Source organism: Streptomyces sp. NBC_00158 (assembly GCF_045160885.1).
Lineage (GTDB): Bacteria > Actinomycetota > Actinomycetes > Streptomycetales > Streptomycetaceae > Streptomyces.
In genome coordinates this window covers 5867438-5893769 of sequence record NZ_CP108161.1, presented here as the reverse complement: position 1 = coordinate 5893769, position 26332 = coordinate 5867438, and the positions used below count along the sequence as shown (strand labels likewise).

The window sequence follows — 26332 nt, the reverse complement described above, 5'->3', positions numbered from 1 at the left end:
ACGCCCGATGAATACGAGGTACCCCGTGGCGATCCGCGTCCTGCTGGTCGATGACCAGCCACTGCTGCGCACCGGCTTCCGGATGATCCTGGAGGCGGAGGGGGACCTCGTGGTGGTGGGTGAGGCCGGGGACGGTCTGCAGGCGCTGGAGCAGGTGCGGGCGCTGCAGCCGGACGTGGTGCTGATGGACATCCGGATGCCGCGGATGGACGGGGTGGAGGCGACCCGGCAGATCACCGGGCCGGACCGGAACGGTCCGGCGAAGGTGCTGGTGCTGACCACGTTCGATCTGGACGAGTACGTGGTGGAGGCGCTGCGGGCGGGGGCGAGCGGGTTCCTGCTGAAGGACGCCCCGGCGAACGAGCTGGTGCAGGCGATCCGGGTGGTCGCGGCGGGCGAGGCGATGCTGGCGCCGAGCATCACGCGGCGGCTGCTGGACAAGTACGCCGGTCATCTGCCGTCGGGTGAGGAGAGCCTGCCGGACACGCTGGGGACGTTGACCGAGCGTGAGGTGGAGGTGCTGAAGCTGGTGGCGCGGGGGTTGTCGAACGCGGAGATCGCGGCGGACCTGTTCGTCAGCGAGACGACGGTGAAGACGCACGTGGGGCACGTGCTGACGAAGCTGGGCCTGCGCGACCGGGTGCAGGCGGCGGTGTACGCGTACGAGAGCGGTCTGGTGCGTCCGGGCGCGCAGTAGCGCGTGGGGCGTACGGACGCGGTCGCGGGTACGGCTCCGCCCCGGCTCCCTTCCTGGGTGCCGGGGCGGAGGTGTGTCCGGGGCGGGTCAGCCCTTGCTGATCTCCCAGAAGCGGAAGACCGTGGAGGCGTCCAGGGACCACTGGAGACCGGTCACGTTCTGGCGGGCGACGGCGTACTGCTTGCTCTGCCAGAGCGGGAGGATCGGGAGCTCGTCGGCGACGATGTCCTGGAGGCGGGTGTAGTCCGTGTTGGCCGCGGTGCGGTCGGACTTGGTGGAGGTCGCCGGGATGATGGTCCCGCTGATCTCCTTGTTGTCGTAGTTGTTGCGCAGGACGCTGTCCGGGCCGAAGAACGGCTGGGTGAAGTTGTCGGCGTCGGGGTAGTCGGGGACCCAGCCCTTGACGTAGACGCCGTACTTGCCGGCCTCGATGTCCTTCTCGTACTGCTCGAACTCGACGGACTTGACGTCGGCCTCGAAGAGGCCGCTGTCGTTGAGCTGCTTGGCGATGACCTGGAACTGGTGGTCGGTGGACGGGCCGTAGCGGGACGGCGTGGACCACAGGGTCAGCTTGATCTTGCCGGTGATGTTGGCGGCCTTGAGGACCGCCTTGGCCTTCTCCAGCTGGGGGGAGCCGCCGTACCGGTCGAAGTACGGGGTGGTGTGTCCGGCGATGCCGGCCGGGACGATCGAGTACAGCGGGGCGGCGGTGCCCGCGTACACGTCCTTGACGAGCGCTTCGCGGTCGACGAGGTAGGCGATCGCCTTGCGGACGGGGAGCTTGCCGACGACGGGGTCGTTGACGTTGAAGACCATGTGCTCGACTTCGGCGCCGGTGCCCTGGACGACGTCGACCTTGTTGTCGCCGGTCTTGGTGGCGGCGAGGCCGGCGATGTCCTTGGCGGCGAGGCCTCGGAAGGCGAAGTCGACGTCGCCGCTCTCCAGGACGGTCTTGAGGCCGGCCTGGTCGCCGTTGAAGAACTTCAGCGTGACGCCGGTGTTCTTGGCCTTGGCCTTGCCGCTGTAGGAGTCGTTGACGGAGAAGTTGGCGCTCTTCTCGCTGAAGGCGTCCAGCTTGTAGACGCCGGAACCGACGGCCTTGTTGTCGGTGCGGAGCTTGTCGGCCGGGTATTCCTTGTGGTCGACGATGGCGCCCGCGCCCGACGCGATCTTGCTGGGGAAGGTGGCGTCGGGGGACTTCAGCTTGAAGACGACGGTCTTCTCGTCGGGGGCCTCGATGCTGGAGATCGACGAGAGCATCACGGCGGGGCCGTTGGCGTCGTTGATCTTCAGCGTGCGCTCGAAGGAGAACTTGACGTCCTTCGAGGTGAGGCTGTTGCCGTTGCTGAACTTCAGGCCGCTGCGCAGGGTGCACTTGTACACCTTGCTGTCGCCGCCCTCGAAGTTGCAGGCCTGGGCGGCGTCGGGCTCGGGGGTGGTGCCGCCCTTGGGGAACGTCAGCAGGGACTGGAAGACGTTGTTGAAGAGCAGCCAGGAGCCCGGGTCGTAGCCCGACGCGGGGTCGACGGACTTCACCTTGTCGGATATGCCCATGACCACGCCCTTGCCGTTGCCGGCGGCGGAGCCGTCCTGCGAACCGCAACCGCTGAGCAGCGCTGCGGCAGTGGCCGCGCCGAGCGGGGCTGCCAACCACTGGTTACGTCTCTTCACGCGAATTCCTTCACAGTCTTGTCTGGTCGTTGCGCCGGCCTGCGACGTCCGCCGCCGGTCCTGCCGGTCTCAGCCGCTGACACCCCGGCCGAGTTCCCACAGCTGGAGGTCGGAGATGGCGTTGACCGACCATTCCACTCCGGTGATCCCGTCGCGTGCGGCGACGTACTGCTTGCCCTGCCACAGGGGCAGGACGGGGACGTCGTCGGCGACGATGTCCTGCATCTCCGTGATCGCGGGCACGGCGACGTTGCGGTCGGCCGCGCGGCGGGATTCGGGGATGAGCCTGGTGCGCACCGCGGTGTTGGCGTACGGCGTGCCCAGGAAGTTGTCCTGCTCCAGGAACGGGGCGAGGAAGTTGTCGGGGTCCGGGTAGTCGGGGAACCAGCCGAGCCCGTAGGCGGCGTAGTCGCCCTTCTTCTGGGCGGGGCGGAAGGTGCCCCACTCGTTGCCCTGGACGGTGATGTCGAAGAGCTGGGTGGAGTTCAGCTGGGTCTTGAGGGCCTCGAACTCGGCGGCGGTGCCGTCGCCGTAGTGGTCCGTGGTGTAGTTCAGGGTCAGCTTGACGGGGGGCTTGACCCCGGCGGCCTTGAGGATCTCGGCGGCCTTGGCGGTGTTGGCCTCGCCGTACTTGTTGAAGAACGAGTTGACGTGGCCGGGCACGGCGGTGGGGACGAGCGAGTACAGGGGCTGCGCGGACTTCCCGTAGACCTTGGAGATCACGTTGTTGCGGTCGACGGCGGCGGCGAGGGCCTGGCGGACCGCCTTGTTGTTGACGGTCGGCGCGTCGGTGTTGAAGCCGATGTAGCGGATCTCCAGGCCGGGCATCGGGGTGAGCTTGACGCCCTTGGGGGGAGTCTTGGCGAACTCGGTGATCTGGGCGGGCGACAGGGTGCGGGAGACCACGTGGATCTTCCCGTCGGTGAGCGCCTTGCCCATGGTGGCGGAGTCGTCGAAGGTGCGCAGTTCGACCTTGTCGTTCTGCAGCTTGATGTCGCCCTTGTAGTTCGGGTTCTTGGTGAAGACGGCGCGGACGAGGTGGTTGTCCTTGACCTCGGCCTTCATCGTGTACGGGCCGGAGCCGTCGACGGTGAAGCCGGGGCGGAGCTTCTTGGCCTCGTAGCTCTTCTCGCTGACGATGCCGGTGGCGGGGGTGGCCAGCTTGTACGGGAAGGTCGCGTCGGCGGTCTTCAGGTGGAAGACGACGGTGTCGGTGCCCTTGGTCTCGACGGTGTCGAGGGTGGAGAGGAGGGCGGAGGGGCCGTTCTCGTCCTTGATCGCGCGGACGCGGTCGATGGAGAACTTGACGTCCTTGGCGGTGACCGGGTCGCCACTGGCGAACTTGAGGCCGGGCCGCAGGGTGCAGCGGTAGCTCTCGTTGCCGGTGTCGGTGAAGCGGCAGTCGGAGGCGGCTTCGGGGACGGGCTGGCCGCCGCCGCGCGGGGTCCGCACGAGCGTCTGGACGGTCTGGCGCAGGATGTTCCAGGTGCCGGCGTCGTAGGCGTAGGCGGGGTCCAGGGGGGCGGGGGCGTAGTCGGCTGCCTCGAACCGGTCGGTGGTACCGACGACGATCGCTCCGGACGCTGCTCCTCCGCCGCTCGCGCTGCCGCATGCGGACAGCGCGGGGGTGAGCAGGCCGATCGCGGCCGTCAGCACCATGGTCTTGCGGTTCATGCTGGAAGTACTCCCTCACCCGGCACTTGTTCAAAGCGGCGTAGAGGGCACTTCGCGGCGGTCGCCCGTTCAGGGCGGAACGATCGGGCCGGTGTTTGACGATCGGTCCACGCGCGTACCGGCGCAAGGGTGTGCGGCCGGTGCGGCAAGGGTGCGTGCGGAGTGCCCGCGTCGACATTAGTGGGCTGGGGCGGGATGGCTGGAACTGGCAGGAGTTGGGGTGTAATCGCACCGTGATGGGTGCGGACTTACCGCTTATGCCGGAGTCCTCGCAGATGCGGTCAGGAGATGATCAATCCGGACACAAAGGAAGCCCCCGGAGCCTGCGGGCGGGCTCGGCGGGGGCTTCCCGGGTGACCAAGGTCACCTGACATTTCTCTTACGGACGGGGTGGAATTTCGGCCTCCGGGGTTAGAGGCGGAAGATCCTCCTGCCGGGCCGGGGGATCGCCCCGTTGCGTGCGGTACGGAGTGTGCGCGCTCAGTTCAGCGGAGTGATGAGCGAGCGCAGGAAGGGCAGGTTCACGTCCTCCAGCGAGCGGACGACGGTCCGGCCGGGAGCGGGCTCGATGACGCCGACGGAGGGAACGGCCACGACCCGGCAGCCGGCCGCCTCGGCGGCGGCGACCCCGGTGGCGGTGTCCTCGATCACGGCGCAGCGCGAGGGGTGAGCGCCGAGGGTGCCGGCGGCGAGCAGGTACGGGTCGGGGTGGGGCTTGGTGCGCGGCACCTCGTCCCCGGCGACCGTCAGCGTGAACCGGTCGCGGCCGAGGGTCAGCAACACCTGGTCGATGACGCGGCGGTGGGAGGCGGAGACCAGGGCGGTGGGGACGTTGTGCCGGGCCAGCTCGCTCAGCAGGCGCTCGGCGCCGGGCATCAGGGGGACCCGGTCGGCGATGCGGGCCTCGAACCGCTCGTTGAGCAAGACGCTCAGCTCGGCGAGGCCGATGTCGGCGCCGGTCCGCTCGATGAGGAAGGAGGCGCTGCGGCTCATGGGTCCGCCGACGACCACGTCCCGCCAGGACTCGTCCAGGCGGTGCCCGAGCTCCAGGAAGATCTGTTCCTCGATCTCCCACCAGAAGCCCTCGGTGTCGACGAGGGTGCCGTCCATGTCCAGCAGCACCGCCTGCAGGGCGTGCCCGTCGGCCGTGCGGGCGACGGGTGCGGGAACGGTGCTGGTCATGCGTACGCCTCTCTGGGGGACGACAAGGCCGGCCACCTCGCCCCGCGGGGGCATCCCCTTCGGGAACAGGTGACCGGCCTGTTTGGGACCGACCAGTGTACGCCGGTCGGCGTCAGCGTGCGTTGAAATACTTCGCTTCGGGGTGGTGAATCACCAGAGCGTCGGTGGACTGCTCCGGGTGGAGCTGGAACTCCTCGGAGAGGTGGACGCCGATCCGCTCCGGCTGGAGGAGGTCGGCGATCTTCGCGCGGTCCTCCAGGTCGGGGCAGGCGCCGTAGCCGAGCGAGAAGCGGGCGCCGCGGTACTTGAGGTCGAACATGTCCTCGACCTTCTCGGGGTCCTCGCCGCCGAAGCCGAGCTCGGCGCGGACCCGGGCGTGCCAGTACTCGGCGAGGGCTTCGGCGAGCTGGACGGAGAGGCCGTGCAGTTCCAGGTACTCGCGGTAGGAGTCGGACTCGAACAGCTTGGCCGTGGCCTCGCCGATCCTCGACCCGACGGTGACCACCTGGAGGCCGATGACGTCGGTCTCGCCGGACTCCTCCGGGCGGAAGAAGTCGGCGAGGCACAGGCGGCGGCCGCGGCGCTGGCGGGGGAAGGTGAAGCGGGTCCGCTCGTTGCCCTGCTCGTCGAGGATGATCAGGTCCTCGCCCTTGGAGACGCAGGGGAAGTAGCCGTAGACCACGGCCGCTTCCAGGAGGTTCTCGGTGTGCAGCTTCTCCAGGAGGCCGCGCAGGCGCGGACGGCCCTCGCTCTCGACGAGCTCCTCGTACGTGGCCCCGCCGGCGCGGGCCTGCTTGAGGCCCCACTGGCCCTTGAACAGGGCGCCCTCGTCCAGCCAGGAGGCGTAGTCCTTGAGCGGGATGCCCTTGATGACGCGGGTCCCCCAGAAGGGCGGGGTGGGGACGGGGTTGTCGACGGAGACGTCGGAGCGGCCGCCGGTCTCCTCCGGCTCCTCCACCTGGAGGGCGGGGGTGTCCCGCTTGGCGACGCGGCGCTGCTTGAGCTCGGGCAGGGTGGCGCCGGGGACTCCGCGCTTGACGGCGATGAGGGCGTCCATCAGCCGCAGGCCCTCGAACGCGTCACGCGCGTAGCGGACCTCGCCCTCGTAGATCTCGTGGAGGTCCTGCTCGACGTAGGCGCGGGTCAGCGCCGCGCCGCCGAGGATCACCGGGTAGTCGGCCGCCAGCTTGCGCTGGTTGAGCTCCTCCAGGTTCTCCTTCATGATCACCGTCGACTTCACCAGGAGCCCGGACATGCCGATCACGTCGGCCTTGTGCTCCTGCGCCGCCTCCAGGATCGCCGACACCGGCTGCTTGATGCCGATGTTCACCACGTTGTAGCCGTTGTTGGTCAAGATGATGTCGACGAGGTTCTTGCCGATGTCGTGGACGTCCCCGCGGACCGTGGCCAGGACGATGGTGCCCTTACCGTCGGCATCGGTCTTCTCCATGTGCGGCTCCAGGAAAGCCACCGCCGTCTTCATCACCTCGGCGGACTGGAGGACGAACGGGAGCTGCATCTGCCCGGAGCCGAACAGCTCACCGACGACCTTCATGCCCTCCAGGAGGGTGTCGTTGACGATGTCCAGCGCCGGACGGGTTTCGAGGGCCTCGTCGAGGTCGGCCTCCAGGCCGTTCTTCTCCCCGTCGATGATCCGCCGCTGCAGCCGCTCGTCCAGCGGCAGCGCCAGGAGCTCCTCGGCACGGCCGGCCTTCAGCGACTTGGTGTTCACCCCCTCGAACAGGGCCATCAGCTTCTGCAGCGGGTCGTAGTCGCCCTCACGCCGGTCGTAGATCAGATCGAGAGCCGTGTTGACCTGCTCCTCGTCGAACCGGGCGATCGGCAGGATCTTCGACGCGTGCACGATCGCCGAATCCAGACCCGCCTTCACACACTCGTCCAGGAAGACCGAGTTCAGCAGCACGCGGGCCGCCGGGTTCAGCCCGAAGGAGATGTTCGACAGACCCAGCGTCGTCTGCACATCCGGGTGGCGGCGCTTCAGCTCGCGGATCGACTCGATCGTCGCGATCCCGTCCTTGCGGGACTCCTCCTGCCCCGTGCAGATCGTGAACGTCAGGGTGTCGATCAGGATGTCCGACTCCCGGATCCCCCAGTTACCCGTCAGATCCTCGATCAGACGCTCCGCGATCGCGACCTTGTGCTCGACCGTGCGGGCCTGGCCCTCCTCATCGATCGTCAGCGCGATCAGCGCCGCCCCGTGCTCCTGCGCCAGACGCGTCACCTTCGCGAAACGCGACTCCGGCCCGTCACCGTCCTCGTAGTTGACCGAGTTGATGACCGCACGCCCGCCCAGCTTCTCCAGACCCGCCCGGATCACCGGAACCTCGGTCGAGTCCAGCACGATCGGCAGCGTCGAAGCCGTCGCGAAACGCCCCGCCAGCTCCTGCATGTCCGCGACACCGTCACGGCCCACGTAGTCCACGCACAGGTCCAGCATGTGCGCGCCCTCACGGATCTGGTCCCGCGCCATCTCCACACAGTCGTCCCACCGCGCGTCCAGCATCGCCTCACGGAACTTCTTCGACCCGTTCGCGTTCGTCCGCTCACCGATCGCCATGTAGGAGGTGTCCTGCCGGAACGGCACCGTCTGGTACAGCGACGCCGCACCCGGCTCCGGCTGCGGAGTGCGCTGGGTGATCGCGGTGCCGCGGACGCGCTCGACGACCTGGCGCAGGTGCTCGGGGGTGGTGCCGCAGCAGCCGCCGACGAGGGAGAGGCCGTACTCGCGGACGAAGGTCTCCTGGGCGTCGGCCAGCTCGGGCGCGCTCAGCGGGTAGTGCGCGCCCTGCTTGGTCAGGACCGGCAGGCCGGCGTTGGGCATGCAGGAGAGCGGGATGCGGGCGTTGCGGGCGAGGTAGCGCAGGTGCTCGCTCATCTCCGCGGGGCCGGTCGCGCAGTTCAGGCCGATCATGTCGATCCCGAGCGGCTCCAGCGCCGTCAGCGCCGCACCGATCTCCGAACCGAGCAGCATCGTGCCGGTGGTCTCGACGGTGACGGAGCAGATGAGCGGGACGGTGACGCCGAGGGCCTCCATGGCGCGGCGGGCGCCGATGATGGAGGACTTGGTCTGGAGGAGGTCCTGGGTGGTCTCGACGAGCAGCGCGTCCGCGCCGCCGGAGATCAGGCCCTCGGCGTTGACCTGGTAGGCGTCGCGGATCTGGGCGTACGTGATGTGGCCCAGGGTGGGCAGCTTGGTGCCGGGGCCGATGGAGCCCAGGACCCAGCGCTGCTGGCCGGTGGAGGCGGTGTACTCGTCCGCGACCTCGCGGGCGATGCGGGCGCCGGCCTCGGACAGCTCGAAGTTGCGCTCGGGGATGTCGTACTCGGCGAGGGCCGCGTAGTTGGCGCCGAAGGTGTTGGTCTCGACGCAGTCCACGCCCACGGAGAAGTACGCCTCGTGGACCGAACGGACGATGTCGGGGCGGGTGACGTTCAGGACCTCGTTGCAGCCTTCCAGCTGCTGGAAGTCCTCCATCGAGGGGTCCTGTGCCTGGAGCATGGTTCCCATGGCTCCGTCGGCGACGACCACGCGGGTCGCGAGCGCCTCTCGGAGGGCATCGGCCCGTGTCTGGGTGTCTGCGGGCGGGTTCGGCAACGAGGCCATGGTTGAGCTCCCTGGGCTGCGACGGCTGTCGGCTTTGCACCCTCTGTGTCAAGGGTGCACGCGGTCAGGGTAACCGCGCGGCGGCGGACCCGGTGAGGGCGTCCCACGTGGCGGACTGCATCCTGTGGCCGGGAACCGCGTGGGAGGGTGCCACCGGCACGCCGCACCGTAGAACACCCAACCACGCACGAGGTCGGCATCGACCGATACTGTTCAGCATTGTCGAACTACGTCAGCAGGAGGCTGCGCGATGGCACGGAACATCCAGTCGCTCGAACGAGCCGCTGCGATGCTGCGGCTCCTGGCCGGCGGGGAGCGCCGGCTGGGTCTCTCGGACGTGGCGTCCTCCCTGGGCCTGGCCAAGGGCACGGCGCACGGGATCCTGCGCACGCTGCAGGCCGAGGGCTTCGTGGAGCAGGACCCGGCCTCCGGGCGCTACCAGCTGGGCGCGGAGCTGCTGCGGCTGGGCAACAGCTACCTGGACGTGCACGAGCTGCGCGCCCGGGCGCTGGTGTGGACGGACGACCTGGCGCGGGCCAGCGGCGAGAGCGTGTACGTGGGCGTGCTGCACCAGAGCGGGGTGCTGATCATGCACCACGTGTTCCGGCCGGACGACAGCCGTCAAGTGCTGGAGGTGGGGGCGATGCAGCCGCTGCACTCCACGGCCCTGGGCAAGGTGCTGTCGGCCTACGACCCGGTGGCGCACACGGAGGCCCTGGACGCCGAGCGGGAGGCCTTCACGCCCCGCACGGTGACCGACGCGGCGGGCTTCGAGGGGCTGCTGGACCTGACCCGGGCGCGCGGCTGGGCCTCGGACGTCGAGGAGACCTGGGAGGGCATCGCCTCGGTGGCCGCGCCCATCCACGACCGGCGGCGGATGCCGGTCGGCGCGGTGGCCGTCGCGGGTGCCGTGGAGCGGGTCTGCGGGGAGTCCGGGGAGCCCCGGCCGGCCCTGGTGGCGTCCGTGCGGGACTGCGCACGGTCGGTTTCGCGCGATCTCGGCGCGGGCCGGTTCTGAGCTTGACCTGATCCATTCGGTCCACCCGATGACCCCCCTCACGGGTCATTCGGGTGGACTTTGGCGTTTTCGGATCGGCCATTGGCCTGATTTGGGCGATCGTACCGAGTGGTAACGATCCGGTTCTTTGACCTGGTCAGCCCTTGACGCGTTCTTCACCCAGGCGGAAAACTGCCGTTCATCGGTCGGCATTGTCGAACACCTACCGGCAATACGCGTTAGGCTGTGGCGAGGCCATGGACCGGTGAAGCACTCACCGAGTGTGTGGACCACCGGAGGGACCCGGTGTCCGCCCACCCCTGGACGTAAGACAAAGGAGTCGCGGGTGTCCAGCTCCGACATCTTCATCGGCGAGACCATCGGTACCGCCCTGCTCACACTGCTCGGCGGCGGCGTGTGCGCCGCCCTCACGCTCAAGAGCTCCAAGGCCCGCGGCGCGGGCTGGCTCGCGATCACCTTCGGCTGGGGCTTCGCGGTCCTGATCGCCGCCTACGTCTCCGCGCCGCTCTCCGGCGCGCACCTCAACCCGGCGGTCACCGTCGGCATCGCCGTGAAGACCGGCGAGTGGGGTGACGTCCCCGTCTACTTCGCGGGCCAGCTGCTCGGCGCCATGCTCGGCGCGGTCCTGATGTGGATCACCTACTACGGCCAGTTCCGCGTGCACCTGGCGGACCCCGAGAACATCAAGGACGCCAAGCTCGGTCCGGAGGACCCGCACCCGCACGACCAGGCCGGCCCGGTGCTCGGCATCTTCTCCACCGGCCCCGAGATCCGCAACGTGGTCCAGAACCTCGCCACGGAGATCATCGGCACCTTCGTCCTGGTCATCGCGATCCTGACGCAGGGCCTCCAGGACGGCGGCAAGGGCCTCGGCGTCATCGGCGTCCTGATCACCTCCTTCGTCGTCGTCGGCATCGGCCTCTCCCTCGGCGGCCCGACCGGCTACGCCATCAACCCGGTCCGCGACCTCGGTCCCCGCATCGTCCACGCCCTGCTCCCGCTGCCCAACAAGGGCGGCTCGGACTGGGGGTACTCCTGGATCCCGGTCGTCGGCCCGCTCGTCGGTGCCGCGCTCGCCGGCGGTCTGTACAACATCGCGTTCGCCTGATCAGCTTCGGCCGCGCTCGCAAGAACCGCACCGCCCTCCTGATTCCGCCTACTCAACAGACCTGCCAGGAGCAGCCATCATGACCAGCAGCACCGGCCCCTTCATCGCCGCGATCGACCAGGGCACCACCTCCTCCCGCTGCATCGTCTTCGACCGCGACGGCCGCATCGTGGCCGTCGACCAGAAGGAACACGAGCAGATCTTCCCGAAGCCGGGCTGGGTCGAGCACGACGCCGTCGAGATCTGGACCAACGTCCAGGAGGTCGTCGCCGGCGCCATCGCCAAGGCCGAGATCACCGCCGCCGACGTCAAGGCGGTCGGCATCACCAACCAGCGCGAGACCACCGTCCTGTGGGACAAGAACACCGGCGAGCCGGTGCACAACGCGCTGGTCTGGCAGGACACCCGCACCGACGCCCTGTGCAAGGAGCTCGGCCGCAACGTCGGCCAGGACCGCTTCCGCCGCGAGACCGGCCTGCCGCTGGCGAGCTACTTCGCCGGCCCGAAGGTCCGCTGGCTGCTCGACAACGTCGAGGGCCTGCGCGAGCGCGCCGAGGCCGGGGACATCCTCTTCGGCACCATGGACTCCTGGGTCATCTGGAACCTCACCGGCGGCGCCCAGGGCGGTCACCACGTCACCGACGTGACCAACGCCTCGCGCACCATGCTGATGAACCTGCACACCCTGGCCTGGGACGAGAAGATCGCGGAGTCGATGGGCGTCCCGCTCAACGTGCTCCCCGAGATCAGGTCCTCCGCCGAGGTCTACGGCCACGTCAAGGACGGCGTCCTCGCCGGCGTCCCGGTCGCCTCGGCGCTCGGCGACCAGCAGGCCGCCCTCTTCGGACAGACCTGTTTCGCCGAGGGCGAGGCCAAGTCCACCTACGGCACCGGCACGTTCATGCTGATGAACACCGGCGACAAGATCATCAACTCCTACAGCGGCCTGCTGACCACGGTCGGCTACCAGATCGGCGACCAGAAGCCGGTCTACGCCCTGGAGGGCTCCATCGCCGTCACCGGCTCGCTCGTCCAGTGGATGCGCGACCAGATGGGCATGATCAAGACCGCGGCCGAGATCGAGACCCTCGCGCTCTCGGTCGAGGACAACGGCGGCGCCTACTTCGTGCCGGCCTTCTCCGGCCTGTTCGCCCCGTACTGGCGCTCCGACGCCCGCGGTGTGATCGCCGGCCTCACCCGGTACGTCACCAAGGCGCACATCGCCCGTGCCGTCCTGGAGGCCACCGCCTGGCAGACCCGCGAGATCACCGACGCCATGACCAAGGACTCCGGCGTCGAGCTGGCGGCCCTCAAGGTCGACGGTGGTATGACCTCCAACAACCTGCTGATGCAGACGCTCTCGGACTTCCTGGACGCCCCCGTGGTGCGCCCGATGGTCGCCGAGACCACCTGCCTCGGCGCCGCCTACGCCGCCGGCCTGGCCGTCGGCTTCTGGCCCGACACCGACGCCCTGCGCGCCAACTGGCGCCGCGCGGCGGAGTGGACCCCGCGGATGCCCGCCGACCAGCGGGACCGCGAGTACAAGAACTGGCTCAAGGCCGTCGAGCGGTCCATGGGCTGGATCGACGACGAAGACGCCAGCTGACGCACCGGCTGAGCCGATCGACGAGGAGCTGAAAGAGATATGAGCACCCTGCAGAGCGTTCCCGCCCTGGGTACGCACCCGACTTCCGGTGCCAACGCGAGCCGCGCGGAAACCCGCGAACAGCTCTCGAAGGCCACGTACGACCTGCTGGTCATCGGCGGTGGGATCCTGGGCACCTCGGTGGCCTGGCACGCCGCGCAGTCGGGTCTGCGGGTTGCCATGGTGGACGCCGGCGACTTCGCCGGCGCCACCTCCTCGGCCTCCTCCAAGCTCGTCCACGGCGGTCTGCGCTACCTGCAGACCGGCGCGGTCAAGCTGGTGGCGGAGAACCACCACGAGCGGCGGGTGCTGGCCAAGGACGTGGCCCCGCACCTGGTCAACCCGCTCACGTTCTACCTGCCGGTCTACAAGGGCGGTCCGGTGGGTGCGGCCAAGCTGGGCGCGGGCGTCTTCGCCTACTCCGCCCTCTCGGCCTTCGGCGACGGCATGGGCAAGGTCATATCGCCGGCCCGTGCCGTCGCCGACAACCCCGGCCTCAAGACGGACAACCTCAAGGCCGTCGCGGTCTACTACGACCACCAGATGAACGACTCCCGCGTCGCCGTGATGACGGTCCGCGCGGCCGTCGAGTCCGGCGCGGTCGTCCTCAACCACGCCGAGGTCACCGGCCTGCGCATGACGCGCGGCCGGGTCTCCGGCGCCGAGCTCAAGGACCGCCTGGACGGCACCGAGTTCGGGGTCGACGCGCGCGTCGTGCTCAACGCCACCGGCCCGTGGGTGGACCACCTGCGGCGCATGGAAGACAAGCACTCGATGCCGTCGATCCGCCTCTCCAAGGGCGCGCACATCGTCATGAAGCGCAAGTCGCCGTGGAAGGCCGCCATGGCCACCCCGATCGACAAGTACCGCATCACCTTCGCCCTCCCGTGGGAGGACCAGCTGCTGCTCGGCACCACCGACGAGGTGTACGAGGGCGACCCGGCGGACGTGCGCGCCACCGAGTCCGACATCCAGCAGATCCTGGACGAGGCCGCGTTCTCCATCAAGGACGCCGACCTCGACCGCTCCCTGATGACGTACGCCTTCGCCGGCCTGCGCGTGCTCCCCGGCGGCCCCGGCGGCGTCGAGAAGGCCAAGCGCGAGACGGTGGTCTCCGAGGGCGCGGGCGGCATGCTGTCCGTGGCCGGCGGCAAGTGGACCACGTACCGGCACATCGGCCGCGTCGTCATGGACAAGCTCGCCAAGCTCCCCGGCAGCCCGCTGACCGAGGACATGGAGCCGGTGAAGTCCCTCGTGCGCCGCGTCCCGCTGCCCGGTGTCGCCAACCCGAACGCGGTCGCGCACCGCCTCCTGGTGGACCGCGAGCCCGGCGCCCGCATGGACCCGCTGACCGCGCGCCACCTGGCCTCGCACTACGGCTCGCTGGCCTTCGACATCGCCCGCCTGGCGAACGAGGACGCGGCGCTGGCCGAGCGCATCCACCCGGACGGTCCGGAGATCTGGGCGCAGGTCGCCTACGCCCGTGACCACGAGTGGGCCGAGACGGTCGACGACGTGCTGCGCCGCCGTACGACGGTGACGGTCCGCGGCCTGGACGACGAGGCCGTACGGGCCCGCGTCGAGGAGATGCTGGGCCACAAGGCATAGCTCGTACGCAGGTGGGGAAGAGGGGCGGTTCCGAGGGGAACCGCCCCTCTGTCGTGGGCTGTGGCCGACGTACCGCGAAGGCTTAGGCTGGCCCACGTACGCAAGGAACTTCGGAAGGAGACCTGGGTGATCGAGCTTGAGGGCGTGCCCGAGCTGATCGACCCGGTCATGGTGGCCGCGTTCGAGGGCTGGAACGACGCGGGTGACGCCGCCTCCGGTGCGGTGGCGCACCTGGACCGGGAGTGGAAGGGCGAGGTCTTCGCGGCGCTGGACGCCGAGGACTACTACGACTTCCAGGTCAACCGTCCGACGGTGTGGCTGGACAACGGGGTCAGGAAGATCACCTGGCCCACGACGCGGCTGTCGGTGGTCCGGATCGGCGGCGCGAAGCCGCGCGACCTGGTGCTCGTACGGGGCATCGAGCCGTCCATGCGGTGGCGGTCGTTCTGCAACGAGCTGCTCGGGTTCGCGCACGAGCTGGGCGTCGAGATGGTCGTCATCCTGGGCGCGCTGCTGGGCGACACCCCGCACACGCGGCCGGTGCCGGTGAGCGGGGTGACCTCGGACGCGGACCTGGCGCGGACGATGGACCTGGAGGAGACCAAGTACGAGGGTCCGACGGGGATCGTGGGAGTGCTCCAGGAGGCCTGCACGCACGCCGGGGTCCCGGCGGTGTCGCTGTGGGCGGCGGTACCGCACTACGTGTCGCAGCCGCCGAACCCGAAGGCGACGCTGGCGCTGCTGAACCGGCTGGAGGACCTGATCGACATCCGGATCCCGCTCGGCGAACTGCCGGAGGACGCGCGGGCGTGGCAGCTGGGCGTGGACCAACTGGCCGCGGAGGACAGCGAGGTGGCGGAGTACGTCCAGACGCTGGAGGAGGCGCGGGACACCGCCGATCTGCCGGAGGCGTCCGGGGACGCGATCGCCCGGGAGTTCGAGCGGTACCTGCGGCGGCGGGATCCGTCCGCCGCCGCGGAGCAGCCGGGTGACGGCTCGTACCTGCGGGACACCTCCAGCGGCCTGACGCGGCCCCCGCGCCGCAAACCGGATCCCTCCGGGGAGGACCCCCAGCCCCCTGCGGCCGCTCCGGAGCCGGACGAGCCGGGGGACACCCCGGAGCCGTAGCCCGGCCGGGCGGTCCGGGGGGGGGCGCCGCTGCGCGGGCGGCTCGCGCCGTGCGCCCGGGCCGGTGAGGGCGCCGCTGCGCGGGGCGGTCCCCTACCCGCCCTTCCACCGTTCCCAGGGGCTCCGCCCCAGACCCCGCGCCTCGAACGCCGGCGGGGCTGGATCTTCCAGCCCCGCCGGCGTTCGGTTTTCCAGCCCCGCCGGCGGTTGAGGCGAGAACGGGTGAAGGGCGGGTAGGGGACCAGCGCCGCAGGCATCCCCGCGCACGGCGGCCCGCACGTACCCCGGCCACGGGCACGGGCACGGGCACGGCAATGCCCCCGGGCTCGGGCGGAGCCAGGGGGCATCGGGGCCGGTCCTACAGGGCCACGCCCAGGAGGGCGTCGACCGTGCGGGAGACCAGGCCGGGGGCCGACTCGTCGTCACCGTCGGAGGCGTTCTGCGCGTCCACCCAGGCGTCCACGGCCGCCAGCGCCGCCGGTGCGTTCAGGTCGTCGGCCAGCGCCGCCCGGACCTCCTCCACCAGCGCCTCGGCCGGCAGGCCGTCCGGCCGGGAGACGGCCGCGCGCCAGCGCGCCAGGCGGGCCTGCGCCTGCGCGAGGACGTCGTCCGTCCACTCCCAGTCCGCCCGGTAGTGGTGCGCGAGCAGCGCGAGGCGGATGGCCGCCGGGTCGACCCCGGCCCGCCGCAGCGCCGAGACGAAGACCAGGTTGCCCTTGGACTTCGACATCTTCTCGCCGTGCAGCGCGACCATGCCCGCGTGGACGTAGGCCTTGGCCATCGGGAACTCGCCCGTCAGGGCCTGTGCGTGCGAGGCGCCCATCTCGTGGTGCGGGAACACCAGGTCGGAGCCGCCGCCCTGGATGTCGAAGCCCATGCCCAGGTGCTCCAGGGCGATGGCCACGCACTCGATGTGCCAGCCCGGCCGGCCGCGGCCCAGGGAGCCGCCGTCCCAGCTCGGCTCGCCCTCGCGGGCGGCCATCCACAGCATCGGGTCGAGCGGGTTCTTCTTGCCCGGGCGCTCCGGGTCGCCGCCGCGCTCGGCGGACAGGGCCCGCATCGCCGCCGCGTCGAGGTGGGAGACCCCGCCGAAGTTCGGGTCGGACTCCACCGAGAAGTAGACGTCGCCCTCCAGCTCGTACGCGGCGCCCGCGTCCCGCAGCCGCTCCACCAGCGGCACGATGCCCGGTATGGCCTCGACGGCGCCGATGTAGTGCTGCGGGGGCAGCATGCGCAGGGCGGTCATGTCCTCGCGGAAGAGGGCCGTCTCGCGTTCGGCGAGCTCGGTCCAGTCGTGTCCGTCGCGCAGCGCCCGCTCCAGCAGCGGATCGTCCACGTCCGTGACGTTCTGGACGTAGTGGACCTGCCGCTTGTTGTCGAGCCACACGCGCTGCACGAGGTCGAACGCGTTGTAGGTCGCCGCGTGACCGATGTGGGTCGCGTCGTACGGGGTGATCCCGCAGACGTAGAGGCGGGCGACGGGACCGGGGTCGAGGGTGACCGTCCCCTGGGTCGCGGTGTCGTGGATCTGGAGGTCGCGGCCCTTGCCGGGCAGGGCGGGGACCTCAGAAGCGGGCCAGGCATGCATGGTTCGAGCCTAACCGGACGAGTGTTCCGCAAACGAATGGGACCAGCACTGTTGGCTTGATCGGCACTCTTGCGGTCTGGCCGGTTCTATGCGTCCGCGATCATCCGGAGACGTGCCTGCTCAGACGGGCGGCCAGGGGATCGACGGCCACTGCCCGGACGGCTGCGGATGCTTCCCGTCCCGCAGCAACTGCGCCACGCGGGCCCGCACGGCGGCCAGCTCGACCGCGGTGATCAGTTCGCCCAGCCGGGTGGCGAGCGGCGCCCCGTCGGCCAGCTGCGCCTCCAGGGACCCCAGGACCTCGCGCGCCTCCCCGGTCAGCGGCTCCCCCGCCCAGCCCCAGAGCAGGGTGCGCAGCTTGTCCTCCGTGTGGAAGGTCACTCCGTGGTCGATCCCGTAGAGCCGGCCGTCCGGCGCGGGCAGCAGGTGGCCGCCCTTGCGGTCGCCGTTGTTGATCACCGCGTCGAGTACGGCGAGGCGGCGCAGCCGGGGGTCGTCGGCGTGTACGAGGAGGGCGGTGCGGCCCTCGCCGACCTCGGCGAAGGCGACCGGCTTCCAGCCCTCCCCCGCTTCCTCGCCCTCGACCAGCGCCAGCAGCCCGGACTCCGGCGACTCTCCGGCGTCGATCCAGTGCTGCACCATGCCCTCTCCGTACGGGCCGTCGCGCAGCACGGTGGTGGGGACCAGCCCCCACCCGGTGGCCTCGGAGACCAGGTAGGCGGCGCGCTCGCGCCGGGCGAGGTTCCCGTCGGGGAAGTCCCACAGGGGCCGCTCGCCCTTGACGGGCTTGTAGACGCACTCCGCGCTGCGCCCCTCGTGGGTGATGGTGCACAGCAGGACCGCGTTGGAGGCCTCGGCGATGCGGCCGCGGACGGTGAGCTCACCGCGGGTGAGCAGCTCCTCTATCGGGGTCACCTCGCTCACGCCTGGCGCCGGTACCCGTTCTGACGGGGGCAGACGTGCCCCTCGGGGTCGAGGGGCAGGCTGCACAGCGGGCACGGCGGCCGGCCCGCGTTGACCACGTCGAGGGCCCGCTTGGCGAAGGCCCGGGCCTGGGTGCCGGAGAGCCGGACCCGCAGCATGGGCGGGCCGTTCTCCTCGTCCTGGAGCAGGCGTTCCTCGGCCTCGGCGAGGTCCTCCTCGGAGTCCGCTTCGAGTTCGACGAGCGCCTGCGCCTCGACGATCATCCGCTGTTCCTCGCCGTCCCAGGCCAGGGCCATGGTGCCGACCCGGAACTCCTCCTCGACGGGGACGTCCAGCGGTGCGGTGTCGGCGGCCTCGGGGGAGGCGACGGCCGGGACGGGCGCGTTGCCGCCGGTGCGGCGTACGACCTCGTCGAGGAGCTCGTCCATCCGCTCGGCCAGTGCGGCGACCTGGGTCTTCTCCAGGGACACGCTGGTGACGCGGGCGCCCGAGGAGGCCTGGAGGAAGAAGGTGCGGCGTCCAGGCAGACCGACCGTGCCGGCCACGAAGCGGTCCGGCGGGTCGTAAAGGAACACCTGACGGGGCACGACCGGTCTCCAAGTCTGGGGCAGGGGCAGGGCTGCTCACGCGTTGTTGGGCCCTGCCACCCTACTGCGCCGTTCGATCAGGCCGCGCCCGCGCCGCCCCCCACGACGGCGTTGCCGCCGCCCTCGGTCTCGGAGTCGGCGGAGGCGGCCGGGTGCGGGATCAGCGGGGCGAGGTCGCCGGTGTCGCCGAGGCGCAGCAGGAAGGGCCGGGTGGGGGTGTAGCGGATCACGGTCACCGAGCAGGGGTCGACGTGGATCCGCTGGAAGAGGTCGAGGTGCATGCCGAGGGCGTCGGCGACGAGGGACTTGATGATGTCGCCGTGGGAGCACATCAGGAAGACGGCGCCGGTGCCGTGCTCCTCCTCGACGCGGGTGTTCCATTCGCGTACGGCGTCCACGGCGCGGGCCTGCATGGCGCGCATGGACTCGCCGCCGGGGAAGGCGGCGGCCGAGGGGTGCTGCTGGACGATCTTCATGAGGGGTTCGTCGACGAGTTCCGAGAGCTTGCGGCCCGACCAGTCGCCGTAGTGGCACTCGCCGATCCGCTCGTCGGTGTGCAGGGGCAGCTCGGGGCGGGCTTCGAGCAGCGGGGCCAGGGTCTCCCGGCAGCGTTGGAGCGGGCTGGAGACGGCTGCGGCGAGGGGGATCCCGTCGAGCCTCCCGGGCAGCGCGGCGGCCTGCCCGGTGCCGTGTTCGTCGAGGGCCACTCCCGGGGTCCATCCGGCGAGCAGACCTGCGGTGTTGGCGGTGGACCGCCCGTGTCGTACGAGGATCAGCGTGGCCATGCATGCAGGGTATGCGGTGACCCCGGCGTGCGGGCGGGCGCGGGTCGGGGAAGAATGCCCGGCGTGATTGTCGACTGCGCGATGTACCGGGACGGCCGCCGCTCGCAGGCTCCGGAGGAATTCTCCGACGCGCTGGGGGAGGCGCGGGCCGCCGGTGACGCCTTCCTGTGGGTCGGGATGCACGAGCCGACGCCCGCGGAGTTCGAGCGGGTGAGCCGGGAGTTCGGGCTGCACAAGCTGGCGGTGGAGGACGCGCTGACGGCGCACCAGCGGCCGAAGCTGGAGGTGTACGACGACTCGCTGTTCGTGGTCCTCAAGCCGGTGCTGTACGACGACGACACGGACACGGTGACCACGGGCGAGCTGATGGTGTTCATCGGCGACTCCTTCGTGGTCACGGTGCGGCACGGCGAGGGGGCCGCGCTGGCGGCCGTGCGGCACCGGCTGGAGCAGGAGCCGGACGTGCTGCGGCACGGCCCGACGGCGGTGCTGTACGCGGTGTCCGACGCGGTGGTGGACCACTACATCGAGGTGGCGGCCGAGCTCCAGGCGGACCTGGAGGAGCTGGAGGCGGAGGTGTTCGCGCCGAACGCCCCGGACTCGTCGAAGAGCACCGCGGCCCGGATCTACGGCTTCAAGCGGCAGGTCCTGGAGTTCCGCCGGGCGACGAGCCCGCTGCTGCAGCCGATGGACCGGCTGGCCTTCGGGAACGTGCCCTTCGTGCACGACCACGCGCGGCCGTTCTTCCGGGACGTGGCCGACCACCTGACGAAGGCGAACGAGTACATCGAGGGCCTGGACCGGCTGCTGTCGGACGCCCTGGCCGCGCACCTGGCGCAGATGGGCGTCCGGCAGAACGACGACATGCGCAAGATCTCCGCCTGGGCGGCCATGGCGGCCGTCCCTACGATGGTCGCGGGGATCTACGGGATGAACTTCGACGACATGCCGGAGCTCAGGCAGCCGTGGGGCTATCCGGCGGTGGTGGTGCTCATGGTGGGCCTGTGCCTGGCCCTGCACAGGATGTTCAAGCGGCGCGGCTGGCTCTGATCCGCGGTCGGGGCGGGGCTAGGCGAACTCGTGGGTGGTCCTGGGTACGCCGCCCAGCGGGTTCCGCCGCTCCGGCTGGCGCAGGCCGACCATGCGGTGCCAGCCGCTGAAGCGCTCGTACGCGTACACCGCGCGGATGCCGGCGGCGAGGGCGGCGGCCTTGGGCGCGGGCCAGCGCAGCAGCCGGCCCATGTGGTCCATGACGGCGAGGCTGACGTCGCGGTAGACGCCGATCTCGGCGAGGGCGCTCTGGCGCAGGACGCGCTGGATGGTGCGGCCGTGCCCGGCGCGGGCGAGGCGGAGCAGTTCCTCGTGGCAGTAGGCGAGGTGGTTGTCCTCGTCGTTGCTGATGACGCGGACGGCCTTGCCGACCTCGGGGTGGTCGCCGAAGTGGCGCAGCAGCATGACCATCTGGTCGGCGGCGCGCTGTTCGGTGACGCGGCTGTGGGCGAGGTAGACGACGATGTCTTCCTCGCTGAGGGTCTCGTCGCGGCGCAGCTTGTCGTGGGCGAGGCCGATGCCGCGGCGTTCCAGCAGCATCGTGTAGTCGGTCTCGGGCGGGACGGGCACGGCGGGCAGGCCGCGTTTGCGCAGCAGGGCCCGGAAGATCCGGCCGTGCTTGTCCTCGTCGGCGCCGTGCCGGGTGATCTTGGGGGCCAGGTCGCGCATGCCCTCGGGGACGAGGGCGGCGATCCGGGCGTTCTCCCAGCCGCCCTGGGACTCCCCGCTGGCGGCGATGGAGCAGAACAGCTGGAAGGAGTCGTCGTGGTCGACGATCTCCTGGAACAGGCTGCGGGCAGAGAGCATGCAACGAGTCAAGGGCGGATCGACCGGGCGGGCAACCGATGCGTGGCCGCACTCGGCCGAATGAACGAAACCGGCGGGCGCCCGGCGGGGCGTAACCCCGGGGGCGGGCCGGGCGTTGTTCGCTGTGTCGGCCGTGGCGGGGAAGACCCCCCGAGCCCCCACCACGGCCGCTGACCTCTTCTCGACGCCGCCCTCGCACTGCTGCGCAGGCCTCGGGCGGCCGCGTCGGACTCCGTCCGAGGGTCCTCCTCAGGCGAGGCCGGCGAGCTCCATGGCCTCGGTGCCCGCGCGCAGGGCGGCGAGGCGCTCGTCGAGGGTGAAGCCGGCCGGGGCCAGCGTGAGGGTGGTGACCCCGGCCTCGGCGTAGGCCCGCATCCCGTCGGCGATCCGCTCCACGGAGCCGAGCAGGGTGGTCGAGTCGATCAGCGAGTGCGGGACCGCGGCGCCCGCGCCGTCCTTGTCGCCGGCCAGGTACTTGGCCTGGATCTCGGCGGCTTCCTTCTCGTAGCCCATGCGCTGGGCGAGCTGGTTGTAGAAGTTCTGCTTCGGACTGCCCATGCCGCCGACGTACAGGGCGGTGTAGGGGCGGAACATGTCCGCGAGGGCGTTCACGTCCTCGCCGATGGCCAGCGGGACGGTCGGGCAGACGTCGAAGCCGTCCATCGTCAGCCCGGCCTTCTCGCGGCCCGCGCGGACGTGCCGCAGGGCCGTCTCCTCCAGGTGCTCGGCGGCCGGGAAGATCAGCAGGGCGCCGTCGGCGATCTCGCCGGTCTGCTCCAGGTTCTTGGGGCCGATGGCGGCGATGTAGAGCGGGATGTGCGGGCGCTCGGGGTGCACGGTCAGCTTGAGCGGCTTGCCGGGGCCGCCGGGCAGCGGGAGGGTCCAGTGCTCGCCCTCGAAGCTCAGCCGTTCGCGGGACATGGCCTTGCGGACGATCTCCACGTACTCCCGGGTCCGGGCGAGCGGCTTGTCGAACTTCACGCCGTACCAGCCCTCGGAGACCTGCGGTCCGGAGACGCCGAGGCCGAGCCGGAAGCGGCCCTTGGTGAGGGAGTCCAGGGTGGCGGCGGTCATCGCCGTCATCGCCGGCTGGCGGGCCGGGATCTGGAAGATGGCGGAGCCGACGTCGATCCGCTCCGTCTGGGCGGCCACCCAGGCCAGGACGGTGGCCGCGTCGGAGCCGTATGCCTCGGCCGCCCAGCAGACGTCGTAGCCGAGCCGGTCGGCCTCCTGGGCGACGGCCAGGTTGTCGGCGTCCATGCCCGCACCCCAGTAGCCGAGATTGATGCCGAGCCGCATGTGTCGTCCCCTAACGGATGTGCCGGTTTACCGATCAGTAACGTGGGTCTGCGGGGGACTGTAGCGCGCCAAACGGCCCTGCGTCAGTGCCCCAGTAGTCTCAGCGGTCATGGAGCAGAGGCATCTCGGCCGCACCGGACTGCGCGTCTCCCGGATCGGCCTCGGCACCCTGACCTGGGGCCGTGACACCGGCGAGGAAGCCGCCGCCGAGCAGTTGAAGACGTTCTGGGAGGCGGGCGGCACGCTCGTCGACACCGCCGACGTGTACGGGGGCGGGGAGGCCGAGTACCTCCTCGGGCAGCTGGTGGGCTCCCTGGTGCCGCGGCGGGACATGGTGATCGCGACCAAGTCGGGCAGCGTCCCGGACCCGGACCGCCGCTTCAACGGCTCCCGCGGGCACCTGCTCGCCGCCCTGGACGACTCCCTGGACCGCCTCGGCACCGACTACGTGGACCTGTGGCAGGTCCACGCCTTCGACCCGCACACCCCGCTGGAGGAGACCCTCCAGGTGCTGGACCTGGCCGTCTCCAGCGGGCGGGCCCGGTACGCGGGCGTGTCCAACTTCAGCGGCTGGCAGCTGGCGAAGGCCGCGACGTGGCAGCTCGGCGCGCCCGGGACGCGGACCCGGCTGGCCTCCACCCAGATGGAGTACTCGCTGCTCCAGCGGGGCGTGGAACGCGAGGTGCTCCCGGCGGCGCTGGACCTGGGGGTGGGGCTGCTGCCCTCCTCCCCGCTGGGCCGCGGGGTGCTGACCGGCAAGTACCGCGACGGGACGCCGGCCGACTCCAGGGGCGCTTCGCCGGCGCTGGCCGCGCTGGTGGAGCCGTACCTGGACGAGGCGGCGGGCCTGATCGTGGACGCCGTGGTCACGGCCGCTCAGGGGCTGGCGGTCACCCCGCTCCAGGTGGCGCTGGCCTGGATCCGCGACCGGCCGGGGGTGGCGGCCCCGATCGTCGGCGCCCGTACGTCCGCGCAGCTCGGGGCTGCACTGTCGGTGGAGGCCCTTACCCTTCCGGAGGAGATCCGCCGGGCGCTGGACGACGTGTCGGCGCCCGTGCACCACTACCCGGATCAGGACTGGAGCACGCTGTGAGTACGGCCCCCGACCCCGCCAACCCCGCTGCCGCGGAGGACCCGTACGAAGCCACCGAGGGCCCGGAGGGCCGGGACACCGGGACCTCACCGCACATCACCGGGACCGGGAGCGGGGACACCGCCGGGCCGGAGACCCCGGAGGCCGCGCACGGCGCCGCCCCGGCGGGCGCCGAAGGCCACGACGCGGCCGGGGGGCCGGACGGGTCCGGGGCGGCCGACGCCGAGAGCCTCGACGCGGCAGAGGCGCCGGACGAGGCCGAGGTACCCGGCAGCGCCGACGCGGCGCACGGCCCGGATCCGGCCGCCGGGCCGGAGGACGCGGCTGACGAGCCGGCGTCCGGTGCGGCGGAGACCGGCGCGGCCGGCAGTGACGGCCGCGGCGCCGGTGTGACCGGCCCCGCGGGTCCGGACGACGGCCCGGAGACCGATGCGGCAGCCGCCGATGAGCCGCAGGACGCGGCCGACCGGCCGGAGGCCGCTCCGGCAGGCTCCGACGGCCCGGAGGGCCCGGGGACGGGCGCCGGCCCGAAGGGGTCGGAGGCGGGCGGCAGGCCGGAGGCCGGCGGCGAAGCCGGTGGGCCGGGGGCGCGCGGGCCGGAGGCCGACGGGGGTCCGGGGGCGGAGCCCCCGGTTTCGGGAAGGGGCGGGGCGGGGGAAAGCCCCGCAGGGACCGGCACCGACCCCGAGACCGGGCAGGACGCCACCGGGACGGAGCCGGCAGGGGCCGAGGCAGAGCAGGACGCCACCGGAACGGAGCCGGCAGGGGCCAGGGCCGGGCAAGACGCCGCCGGGACGGAAGCGGCGGAGGCCGGGACGGAGCCGGCGGAGGCCGGGGACGGGACGGAAGCGGCCGAGGCCGGGGCGCAGCTGACGGAGGCGCAGGCCGAGTTGGCTGCGCAGAAGGTCGAGCGGGAGCGGATCGCCCGGCGGAAGGCGGAGCGCGAGGGTCCCGTCGACGCCGGCGCCAAGCTCAGCGGGAAGGCCGCCGACCTGCTGGCCGCCGTACGGGCCGTGGAGGGCGGCGCCAAGCCGGCCGTCCCGCTGTACTTCGACGAGGCTCCCGCCGCCCCCCGCCCGGCGGCCCCCGCTCCCCCGCGGCCCCGCCCGGCGGCGGCCGCCCCGGCCCCCGCCCCCGCCGTCGGAGACATCGGTGCCGTCCGCGCCGTGCTCGCCCGGGGCGGCGCCCCCGAGGCCCTGGCCGGGCAGGCCGCCGCGGCCCTCGGCGAGGGCGCGGCCGAGCAGCTGGCCGAGGACCCCTGGCGGCTGCTCGCCGTCCCCGGGGTGCGCCCGACACAGGCGGACGGCTTCGCGCAGGCCCTGCTCGGCCCCGGCGCCGGTCCCGCCGACGAACGCCGCGGCGCCGCCCTGCTGGGCTGGCTGCTCGACCAGGCCGCCGCCAAGGGGCACACCGCCCTGGAGGCCCCGGTCCTGGAGAAGGCACTGGCCCAGTACGGGGTGCCGGCCCCCGCCGAGACCCTGGAGGCGGCCATCGGCGACGGCGCGGTGCTGGTGTTCCACGAGCCGCTGGGCCCGCCCGCCGCCGAGGACGAGGAGCCGCCCGTACGGATCCTCGTGGGCCTGGAGGGGCACGCCCTGGCCGAGGAGGCCCTCGCGGACGGCCTGGCCCGGCTCGCGGGCACCTTCGCCGGCCCGGCGGACTGGTCGGCGGCGGCCGACGGCCCTGGCGCCGAGCTGGTCCGGGCCGTCGCGGGCCACGGCCTGGTCACCCACACCGGCGGCGAGGCCGCCCGCACCGAGCCGGCGGCCCTGCTGGCGGCCGCCCGTCGGCTCGGGCTGCGTGCCGTCCTCGCCGCGCACGCCCCCGCGCCGGACGCCGTCACCGTGGCCGGGCTGCTCGCGGGCACGGAGGGCCCCGGGCGGGACGCCGACGGCCGCTTCGACCTGGACCTGCTGATCGTCCTGGACGCGCCCCAGCTGGACGTGGAGCGGGCGGCGGCGCTGGTGGAGTCCGTGCCCGACGGGGCCCGCCTGGTGCTCTCCGGGGACCCCGGCGTGCTCGGATCGGCCGGGCCCGGGCGGGTGTTCGCCGACGTGCTGGCCGCCCGCGCCTTCCCGCAGGTGGTCTCCCGCACCCCGGACCCCGGCCCGATCGGCGAGCTGGTCTCGGGGATCGGCATCGGGGAGCTGAACCGGGTCGACGCCCCCGGCAAGGAGGTCGTCATCGTGCCCGTGCGGGACGCCGGCGAGGCCGTGCACCGCACCGTGCAACTGGTGGCCGAGTCGGTGCCGCGCGCCTTCGGGATCCCGGCCGGGGACGTGCAGGTCGTCACCCCGGGCCACGGCGGCCCGGCGGGGACCCGGGCGCTGAACGCGGCCCTCAAGGAGCGGCTGAACCCCGGCCCGGGCCGGTTCGCCGGCTTCGACCCGGGCGACCGGGTGGTCCACGTGCCCTCGCCCGGGCGGGCGCTGCCGGCCCGGGTGGTGTCGGCCGACGCGCAGGGGCTGCACCTGGAGGTGCCGGGCGCGCGGGTCGTCGTACCGCAGGACCGGGTGGAGGCGCAGGTCCGGCACGGCTGGGCGGTGACGGCGCACCAGGCGGTCGGCTCGCGCTGGCCGGCGGTGGTCGTGGTACTGCCCGGGGACGCGGCGCAGGCCCTGTCCCGGGACTGGGTGTACACGGCGTTCGGGCGGGCTCAGCGGCACCTGTCCGTGGTCCACGGGGTGGAGGACGCGCTGCCGCGCGCGGTGGCGCAGGGGCTCCCGAAGCCGCGCACGACCCGGCTCACGGGCCTGCTGAGGGCCCTCACGGCCGCGCAGGAGGAGCAGCCGTAGCGGCCGTGCCCCGCCCGGCCGGTGTCGGCGGGCGGGGCACGGTGGGCG

The 26332-nt window shown here is 71.9% G+C and carries 19 protein-coding genes; 9 read left to right on the top strand and 10 right to left on the bottom strand.

From position 1 onward, the window contains the following. Positions 1-25 precede the first annotated feature (25 nt). A complete protein-coding gene (locus OG553_RS27085) occupies positions 26-697 on the top strand; it encodes a response regulator (protein WP_401252168.1) in 672 nt (223 codons plus the stop codon). 87 nt (positions 698-784) lie between these two features. Here the strand turns inward: OG553_RS27085 and OG553_RS27080 are convergent, their stop codons facing one another. From OG553_RS27080 to metH, 4 genes are all read right to left on the bottom strand, one after another. Next, complete coding sequence (locus OG553_RS27080) at positions 785-2368, bottom strand: ABC transporter substrate-binding protein (RefSeq protein ID WP_405981472.1); 1584 nt, start codon at positions 2366-2368, stop codon at positions 785-787. A 69-nt stretch (positions 2369-2437) separates the two neighbouring features. Then, positions 2438-4042: an ABC transporter substrate-binding protein gene (locus tag OG553_RS27075; RefSeq protein ID WP_405981471.1), complete on the bottom strand. Its 1605-nt coding sequence runs from the start codon at positions 4040-4042 to the stop codon at positions 2438-2440. A gap of 480 nt (positions 4043-4522) precedes the next feature. Continuing rightward, positions 4523-5224, bottom strand: a complete 702-nt coding sequence (locus tag OG553_RS27070) for an HAD family hydrolase (RefSeq protein ID WP_405981470.1) — start codon at positions 5222-5224, stop codon at positions 4523-4525. Positions 5225-5336: 112 nt separating this feature from the next. Continuing rightward, positions 5337-8849, bottom strand: a complete 3513-nt coding sequence (gene metH, locus OG553_RS27065) for a methionine synthase (protein WP_405981469.1) — start codon at positions 8847-8849, stop codon at positions 5337-5339. Between the two features lie 250 nt (positions 8850-9099). Between metH and OG553_RS27060 the strand changes: the two genes are divergently transcribed. From OG553_RS27060 to OG553_RS27040, 5 genes are all read left to right on the top strand, one after another. Further along, complete coding sequence (locus tag OG553_RS27060; protein WP_405981468.1) at positions 9100-9867, top strand: IclR family transcriptional regulator; 768 nt, start codon at positions 9100-9102, stop codon at positions 9865-9867. A 325-nt stretch (positions 9868-10192) separates the two neighbouring features. Further along, the gene (locus OG553_RS27055; protein ID WP_405981467.1) at positions 10193-10975 is read left to right on the top strand and encodes an MIP/aquaporin family protein; all 783 of its coding nucleotides are present in this window, start codon (positions 10193-10195) and stop codon (positions 10973-10975) included. Positions 10976-11054: 79 nt separating this feature from the next. Beyond that, complete coding sequence (gene glpK, locus OG553_RS27050; protein WP_405981466.1) at positions 11055-12581, top strand: glycerol kinase GlpK; 1527 nt, start codon at positions 11055-11057, stop codon at positions 12579-12581. A gap of 39 nt (positions 12582-12620) precedes the next feature. Continuing rightward, positions 12621-14228, top strand: coding sequence for an FAD-dependent oxidoreductase (locus tag OG553_RS27045; protein ID WP_386275434.1), 1608 nt, complete (start codon positions 12621-12623; stop codon positions 14226-14228). Between the two features lie 126 nt (positions 14229-14354). Next, the gene (locus OG553_RS27040; RefSeq protein WP_405981465.1) at positions 14355-15356 is read left to right on the top strand and encodes a PAC2 family protein; all 1002 of its coding nucleotides are present in this window, start codon (positions 14355-14357) and stop codon (positions 15354-15356) included. A 358-nt stretch (positions 15357-15714) separates the two neighbouring features. On the opposite strand, the gene mshC is transcribed toward OG553_RS27040, so the two are convergent. From mshC to OG553_RS27020, 4 genes are all read right to left on the bottom strand, one after another. Continuing rightward, positions 15715-16944, bottom strand: coding sequence for a cysteine--1-D-myo-inosityl 2-amino-2-deoxy-alpha-D-glucopyranoside ligase (gene mshC, locus OG553_RS27035; protein ID WP_405981464.1), 1230 nt, complete (start codon positions 16942-16944; stop codon positions 15715-15717). 120 nt (positions 16945-17064) lie between these two features. Further along, positions 17065-17901 (bottom strand): SCO1664 family protein, encoded by an 837-nt coding sequence (locus tag OG553_RS27030; protein WP_405983151.1) that lies wholly within the window; start codon positions 17899-17901, stop codon positions 17065-17067. After that, a complete protein-coding gene (locus tag OG553_RS27025; protein WP_405981463.1) occupies positions 17865-18455 on the bottom strand; it encodes a DUF3090 domain-containing protein in 591 nt (196 codons plus the stop codon). The genes OG553_RS27030 and OG553_RS27025 overlap by 37 nt, the downstream gene beginning before the upstream one ends. Positions 18456-18532: 77 nt before the next feature. Further along, complete coding sequence (locus tag OG553_RS27020) at positions 18533-19240, bottom strand: histidine phosphatase family protein (protein ID WP_405981462.1); 708 nt, start codon at positions 19238-19240, stop codon at positions 18533-18535. A gap of 54 nt (positions 19241-19294) precedes the next feature. Here OG553_RS27020 and corA point away from each other — a divergent pair, with 54 nt between their 5' ends. Then, positions 19295-20290, top strand: coding sequence for a magnesium/cobalt transporter CorA (gene corA, locus OG553_RS27015; RefSeq protein ID WP_405981461.1), 996 nt, complete (start codon positions 19295-19297; stop codon positions 20288-20290). Positions 20291-20308: 18 nt separating this feature from the next. On the opposite strand, the gene OG553_RS27010 is transcribed toward corA, so the two are convergent. Together OG553_RS27010 and OG553_RS27005 are read right to left on the bottom strand one after the other, a co-directional pair. Further along, positions 20309-21097: a ferritin-like domain-containing protein gene (locus tag OG553_RS27010; RefSeq protein WP_405981460.1), complete on the bottom strand. Its 789-nt coding sequence runs from the start codon at positions 21095-21097 to the stop codon at positions 20309-20311. Positions 21098-21346: 249 nt separating this feature from the next. Then, positions 21347-22396 carry an LLM class F420-dependent oxidoreductase gene (locus OG553_RS27005; RefSeq protein WP_405981459.1) on the bottom strand — a complete coding sequence of 350 codons (1050 nt, stop codon included), beginning with the start codon at positions 22394-22396 and terminating at the stop codon, positions 21347-21349. A gap of 109 nt (positions 22397-22505) precedes the next feature. Here OG553_RS27005 and OG553_RS27000 point away from each other — a divergent pair, with 109 nt between their 5' ends. Next, positions 22506-23489 (top strand): aldo/keto reductase, encoded by a 984-nt coding sequence (locus OG553_RS27000; RefSeq protein ID WP_405981458.1) that lies wholly within the window; start codon positions 22506-22508, stop codon positions 23487-23489. 389 nt (positions 23490-23878) lie between these two features. Next, on the top strand, positions 23879-26284 hold the full coding sequence (locus OG553_RS26995; protein ID WP_405983150.1) for a helix-hairpin-helix domain-containing protein: 2406 nt from the start codon (positions 23879-23881) through the stop codon (positions 26282-26284). The last annotated feature ends 48 nt before the right edge of the window (positions 26285-26332 follow it).

Coding starts and splice junctions, on each gene's coding strand:
- mshC (WP_405981464.1), bottom strand. CDS start 16,944: ATGCATGCCTGGCCCGCTTCTGAGGTCCCCGCCCTGCCCGGCAAGGGC.
- OG553_RS27000 (WP_405981458.1), top strand. CDS start 22,506: ATGGAGCAGAGGCATCTCGGCCGCACCGGACTGCGCGTCTCCCGGATC.
- metH (WP_405981469.1), bottom strand. CDS start 8,849: ATGGCCTCGTTGCCGAACCCGCCCGCAGACACCCAGACACGGGCCGAT.
- OG553_RS27010 (WP_405981460.1), bottom strand. CDS start 21,097: ATGCTCTCTGCCCGCAGCCTGTTCCAGGAGATCGTCGACCACGACGAC.
- OG553_RS27045 (WP_386275434.1), top strand. CDS start 12,621: ATGAGCACCCTGCAGAGCGTTCCCGCCCTGGGTACGCACCCGACTTCC.
- glpK (WP_405981466.1), top strand. CDS start 11,055: ATGACCAGCAGCACCGGCCCCTTCATCGCCGCGATCGACCAGGGCACC.
- OG553_RS27070 (WP_405981470.1), bottom strand. CDS start 5,224: ATGACCAGCACCGTTCCCGCACCCGTCGCCCGCACGGCCGACGGGCAC.
- corA (WP_405981461.1), top strand. CDS start 19,295: ATGCCCGGCGTGATTGTCGACTGCGCGATGTACCGGGACGGCCGCCGC.
- OG553_RS27020 (WP_405981462.1), bottom strand. CDS start 19,240: ATGGCCACGCTGATCCTCGTACGACACGGGCGGTCCACCGCCAACACC.
- OG553_RS27005 (WP_405981459.1), bottom strand. CDS start 22,396: ATGCGGCTCGGCATCAATCTCGGCTACTGGGGTGCGGGCATGGACGCC.
- OG553_RS27060 (WP_405981468.1), top strand. CDS start 9,100: ATGGCACGGAACATCCAGTCGCTCGAACGAGCCGCTGCGATGCTGCGG.
- OG553_RS27075 (WP_405981471.1), bottom strand. CDS start 4,042: ATGAACCGCAAGACCATGGTGCTGACGGCCGCGATCGGCCTGCTCACC.